This window comes from Dietzia sp. CQ4 (assembly GCF_014145125.1).
Taxonomy (GTDB): Bacteria; Actinomycetota; Actinomycetes; order Mycobacteriales; family Mycobacteriaceae; genus Dietzia; species Dietzia natronolimnaea.
Genome location: NZ_JAALDZ010000180.1, coordinates 1 through 5653, shown reverse-complemented (window position 1 = coordinate 5653; position 5653 = coordinate 1). Strand labels below are relative to the sequence as shown.

The 5653-nt window shown below is 71.2% G+C and carries 6 protein-coding genes; all 6 read right to left on the bottom strand.

The window, feature by feature from the left end:
• Positions 1 to 1667: NADH-quinone oxidoreductase subunit L (nuoL, locus tag G6031_RS11145; RefSeq protein WP_182653292.1), on the bottom strand; the 1667-nt coding region annotated here is incomplete at its 3' end.
• 10 nt (positions 1668 to 1677) lie between these two features.
• Positions 1678 to 1977 carry an NADH-quinone oxidoreductase subunit NuoK gene (gene nuoK / locus G6031_RS11140; protein WP_095717142.1) on the bottom strand — a complete coding sequence of 100 codons (300 nt, stop codon included), beginning with the start codon at positions 1975 to 1977 and terminating at the stop codon, positions 1678 to 1680.
• The gene (locus G6031_RS11135; RefSeq protein ID WP_182653291.1) at positions 1974 to 2762 is read right to left on the bottom strand and encodes an NADH-quinone oxidoreductase subunit J; all 789 of its coding nucleotides are present in this window, start codon (positions 2760 to 2762) and stop codon (positions 1974 to 1976) included. Before G6031_RS11135 ends, nuoK begins: the two co-directional genes overlap by 4 nt.
• Complete coding sequence (gene nuoI / locus G6031_RS11130; RefSeq protein ID WP_095717144.1) at positions 2762 to 3361, bottom strand: NADH-quinone oxidoreductase subunit NuoI; 600 nt, start codon at positions 3359 to 3361, stop codon at positions 2762 to 2764. The genes G6031_RS11135 and nuoI overlap by 1 nt, the downstream gene beginning before the upstream one ends.
• Positions 3354 to 4685, bottom strand: coding sequence for an NADH-quinone oxidoreductase subunit NuoH (gene nuoH, locus G6031_RS11125; RefSeq protein ID WP_182653290.1), 1332 nt, complete (start codon positions 4683 to 4685; stop codon positions 3354 to 3356). The genes nuoI and nuoH overlap by 8 nt, the downstream gene beginning before the upstream one ends.
• A partial coding sequence (locus G6031_RS11120; protein WP_182653289.1) for a molybdopterin dinucleotide binding domain-containing protein occupies positions 4682 to 5653 on the bottom strand: 972 nt, incomplete at its 5' end. The genes G6031_RS11120 and nuoH, both read right to left, overlap by 4 nt.

Genomic DNA, 5653 nt, shown 5'->3' with positions numbered 1-5653 from the left:
CGGGCGGCGCGGGTGAGCGCGGAGACCTGCGAGGGCGCCCGCTCCGGGATGTCTGCGCGGCCGTACCGTCGCACGGCGACCGCCACCCCGGCGGCCACGACCACCAGCGAAGCGGTGGTGACCAGCCACTCCGGCACCACGTGCTCGGCGCTGTGCTCGCCCACGACCGGGGCGAGCCAGCCCTCGAGCCGCCCGCCGATCGCGAGCAGGGCCCCGGAGATCACGGACCCCACCGCGATGAGGATCATCGGCGCCGTCATGGACACCGGCGACTCGTGTGGTTGGGCCCCCTCGCGCCATCGCTGCCGGCCGAAGAAGGTCAGGATCATCACGCGCGTCATGTAGAAGGCGGTCAGCCCTGCTCCGAGCAGCGCCACCGCGCCGAGCAGGTATCCGGCCGCCCCGCCGCCGCCCACGTCGAACGCCGCGGAGATGATCCCCTCCTTGGAGTAGAAGCCGGAGAACGGTGGGACGCCGATGATCGCGAGGTAGCCGAGTCCGAAGGTGACAAAGGTGACCGGCATGACCGCGCGCAGGGCGCCGTAGCGGCGCATGTCGACCTCGTCGTCGAGACCGTGCATCACCGATCCCGCTCCGAGGAACAGCCCGGCCTTGAAGAAGCCGTGGGTGAGCAGGTGCATGATCGCCAGCGCGTACCCGGCGGGGCCGAACCCGGCGGCCATGACCATGTATCCCACCTGGCTCATGGTGGAGGCGGCGAGCACCTTCTTGATGTCGTCCTTCGCGCAGCCGATCACGGCGCCGAACAGCAGCGTCACCGCGCCGACGGCGATCACCGCGGTCCGCGCCGCCGGGGCCGCGTCGAAGATCGGGTTGGCCCGGGTGATCAGGTAGACGCCGGCGGTGACCATGGTGGCCGCGTGGATCAGCGCCGACACCGGGGTGGGGCCCTCCATGGCGTCCCCGAGCCACGACTGCAGCGGCACCTGGGCGGACTTGGCGCAGGCGCCCAGGAGCAACAGCAGGCCGAGCGCGGTGACCAGGCCGGACCCGACCGCGGGCGCGGCGCCGTCGGCACCGCCGACGGCGGCGAAGACGCCCTCGAACGACAGGGTCCCCAGCTGCGTGACCATCACCATCAGGGCCACGGCGAGCCCCATGTCCCCGACGCGGTTGACCAGGAACGCCTTCTTGGCCGCGGTGGCCGCGGACGGCTTGTGCTGCCAGAACCCGATGAGCAGGTAGGAGACCAGGCCCACGCCCTCCCACCCCAGGTAGAGCACCAGGAAGTCGTCGGCCATCACCAGCAGCAGCATCGCGGCCAGGAACAGGTTGAGGTAGGCGAAGAACTTCCGCCGCGCCGGGTCGGCGGCCATGTACCCGGTCGAGTACACGTGGATGAGCAGGCCGACGCCGGTGATCAGCAGCACGAACACCATGGAGAGCTGGTCCAGTCGCAGGCCCATGTCCACGTGGAGGTCGCCCACCGAGATCCAGGTGAACAGCGTCTGTTGCAGGGTCCGGTCGGCGGCCCCGCGGCCGACCATGGCGGCGAACTGCCAGGCGGCCGCGCAGAACGCGGCCAGGGCGGTGGTGCAGCCCAGCAGGTGTCCCCACGGGTCGCTGCGGCGGCCCAGGAGCAGCAGGAGGGCGGCGCCGAGCAGCGGCAGGCCGGGGATCAGCCACAACGTCACATCAGGAGTCATCCGCGCGTCCTCAATACCTGAGCAGACTGGCGTCGTCGATCGAGGCCGATCGGCGGGAACGGTAGATGGCCATGATGATCGCCAGGCCGATCACGACCTCGGCCGCGGCCACCACCATGACGAAGAACGCGAACACGTGACCGCCCACGTCGCCGTGCATCCGGGCGAACGTCACCAGGGCCAGGTTGGTGGCGTTGAGCATGAGCTCGATGCACATGAACACCACGATCGCGTTGCGCCGCAGCAGGAACCCGGCCGCACCGATGGTGAACAGCACGGCCGAGAGGTAGAGGTAGTTCTCCGGGTTCACGGTCGTCCCCCCTCGGCAGGTCCCGCCGTACCGCCGGCCCCCGGATCGTCTCCGGGTCCCAGTTCCCTGCCGCCGCCGTGCCGGCGAAGGACGTCGCTCACCGAGTCGGTGGAGTCCGAGCCGTCGGGCAGCCGTGCCGGCATGTCCGCGGAGTTGCGCCGCGCGTACACGCCGGGGCTGGGCAGCGGCGTCACGCGGGCGTGGCCGTCGTGCTGCCAGTCCAGGAAGCGCTGCTCGGACATCTCGCGCTGGGTCCGTCGGCCGGAGAACCGTTCGCGGTGCGCGAGCACCATGGCCCCCAGGGTGGCGATGATCAGCAACACGCCGGTGAGCTCGAACGCCCACACGTGGCGGGTGAACAGCAGCTCGGCCAGTGCGGGCACGTCATTATGGTCGGCGCCGAAGCCGGTGAAGGGCGGCAGCTCCGCGCGGGCGAGGCCGGTCGCCAGGAGGACCCCGAAGCCGAGCCCGGCGACGATCGCGGCCACGCGGTGTCCGCGGATCCGCTCGACCAGGGACTCCGAGGACTCCACGCCGATGAGCATCACCACGAACAGGAACAGCATCATCACCGCCCCGGTGTAGACGACGATCTGGCCCACGCCCAGGAACACCGCGCCCTGCGCCATGTACAGCACGGCCAGGGCGACCATCGTCATGGCCAGACACAGGGCGGAGTAGACCGCCTTCCTGGCGGAGACCACCCCGAGCGCGCCGACGACGACGACGACCGCCAGCACCCAGAACAGGACCGACTCCCCGGTGGACACCGGTGCCCCGGCCATCAGGACCCGTCCCCGTGTGAGGGCGCGCCCTGGGTCGGCGGGGAGTCCTCGCCCGGTGCCGCCCCGTGGGGTGCGCTCTGCGCCGCGCGGAGGACGTCGCCGCGGTAGTAGTCGGCGTGCGTCGTGCCCGGGGCCATGTCGTGCGGCGCGGGGACCATCCCGTCGAGCATCGGCCCCAGCAGGTCCTGCTTCTCGTAGATGAGCCCGGCCCGGTCGTCGCCGACCATCTCGTACTCGTTGGTCATGGTCAGCGCGCGGGTCGGGCAGGCCTCCACGCAGAGGCCGCACCCGATGCAGCGTAGGTAGTTGATCTGGTAGATCCGCCCGTAGCGCTCGCCGGGGGAGTAGCGCTCGTCCTCGGTGTTGTCGGCGCCCTCCACGAAGATCGCGTCCGCCGGGCAGGCCCACGCGCACAACTCGCAGCCGATGCACTTCTCGAGGCCGTCGGCGTACCGGTTGAGCTGGTGGCGGCCGTGGTAGCGGGGAGCGGTGGGGACCTTCTCCTCCGGGTACTGCTCGGTGTGCTTCTTGCGGAACATCGTCGCGAACGTGACACCGAACCCGGCGATCGGCTCGAGGATTCTCGGAACCCTAGGCATTGGGGGCCTCCTCCGATGCGGTGCGCTGGGGTGTCGCGGTGCGCCCGGACGAGGGCGTGCGCTGGGGTGTCGCGGTGCGCCCGGACAACGCCGCGCGCTGGTGGGGCAGCGGTGGGACGGGGAACCCGCCCGCGACCGGGTCGAAGGGCGCCGGGTCGGCGGCGCCCCCGCGGTGGGGGCGGGTGCCGATCCGGGTGCGGAGGGCCACCACGATCACGGCCGCGGCGATCACGCCGGCGGTCACCAGCGCGATGGTCAGGCCGTCGTAACCGGCGTTCGAGAACGCCCGGATGCTCGCCACGGCCATCACCCATCCCAGGGAGACGGGGATGAGCACCTTCCAGCCGAAGCCCATGAACTGGTCGTAGCGCAACCTCGGCAGGGTGGCGCGCAGCCAGATGAACAGGAACATGAAGCCCCACACCTTGATCACGAACCACAGCAGCGCCCACCACCCGGAGTCCGCGCCGTCGATCAGGGAGAACGGCAGCGGTGCCTGCCAGCCGCCGAGGAACAGGGTGGCCGCCAGGGCCGAGACCGTCGTCATGTTGACGTACTCGGCCAGCATGAACATGGCGAACCGCAGCGACGAGTACTCGGTGTGGAACCCCCCGACCAGCTCGCCCTCGGCCTCGGGGAGGTCGAAGGGCGCGCGGTTGGTCTCGCCGACCATGGAGATCACGTAGATGAGGAACGAGGGCGCCAGGAGGAACACGAACCAGACCTCGGACTGGGCGGCGACGATCCCCGAGGTCGACATGGTTCCGGCGAACAGGAACACGCCGACGAAGGACAGTGCCATCGCGATCTCGTAACTGATCACCTGCGCCGTGGACCGCAGCCCACCGAGCAGGGGATAGGTGGAGCCGGAGGACCAACCGGCCAGTACGATGCCGTACACGCCTATCGAGGTGACGGCCAGGATGTAGAGCACGCCCACGTTCAGGTCGGTGAGTTGCAGCGGCGTCCGGTGTCCGAAGATCGAGACCTCGGGTCCGAAGGGGATCACCGCGAACGCCATGAACGCCGGGATCACCGCGATGACCGGGGCCAACAGGAAGACGGGCTTGTCGACCCCCGCGGGGATCAGCCCCTCCTTGAGGGCGATCTTGACGCCGTCGGCGAGGCTCTGCAGCATGCCCAGCGGGCCGACCCGGTTGGGTCCCACGCGCATCTGCATCCAGGCGATGACCTTGCGCTCGAGGTAGATCGCGGCGAGCACCGTCACCACGAGGAACACGAAGACCGCGAGAACCTTGAGCAGCACCAGCCACCACGGGTCGATGCCGAAGGCGGACAGGTCCGCATATCCGTGCGAGGTCACGAGGCCACCTCCCCGGCGCCGATCCGGACGACGTCCCCCGCGCCCGCGGCGAGCGTGGCGTTGACGGTCGACCCGGGTGAGTTCTGCGGCAGCCACACCACGCGATCGGGCATCGCGGTGACCACGCAGGGCAGGGTGATCCATCCGCTCTCCGTGGAGACGGTCAGCGGATCGCCGTCCGCGACGCCGGCCTCGAGGGCGGTGGCCGCGGAGAGCCTGGCCACGGGGGTCCGGGCCGTCCCGGCCAGGTGCGGTTCACCGTCCTGCATCCGCCCCGAGTCCAGCAGCAGCCGCCAGGTGGCCAGGACGGCCTGCCCGGCGCGCGCATCCGCCACCGTCGATGCACTCGCGCCTGCGCTTCTGTGGGGGCGCGAGTGCATCGACGGGAGCGGCTGTGCACCGGAGGGCGGCTGCGCGCCCATGGTCTCACCCACGGCCGCCAGTTCCCGGCGGACGGACTCGACGTCGGGGAGGCCGAACCAGGCGCCCATCTCCTCGGCGAGGGCGTTGAGGACCCGGTGGTCGGGGAGGGCGTCACCACCGGTCAGCGTGGCGGCGAAGGGGCGCTCGCGGCCCTCCCAGGTGAGGAAGGTGCCGGCCTTCTCTGCCACGGGCGCGACCGGCAGGACCACGTCGGCGCGGTCGCTGATCTCGCTCCGGCGCAGCTCGATGCTCACCACGAACCCCGCGGCGTCGATCGCGGCGAGGGCCGCCCGGGGGTCGGACAGGTCCGCGGCCTCGACCCCGCCCACCAGCAGTGCGGTCAGGTCTCCCGAGGCGACGGCCCGGAGCTGGTCGTCGGTGGACCTGCCGGGCGTGTCGGGCAACGGTTCCGAGCGCCACAGGTCGGCCAGCGCGCGTCGGGCGCCCTCGTCCGAGACGGGCCGGCCTCCGGGCAGCAACCCGGGCAGGCATCCCGCCTCGAGGGACCCCCGCTCGCCGGCCCGACGCGGGATCCACGCCAGGCG

Coding starts and splice junctions, on each gene's coding strand:
- nuoI (WP_095717144.1), bottom strand. CDS start 3,361: ATGCCTAGGGTTCCGAGAATCCTCGAGCCGATCGCCGGGTTCGGTGTC.
- G6031_RS11135 (WP_182653291.1), bottom strand. CDS start 2,762: ATGGCCGGGGCACCGGTGTCCACCGGGGAGTCGGTCCTGTTCTGGGTG.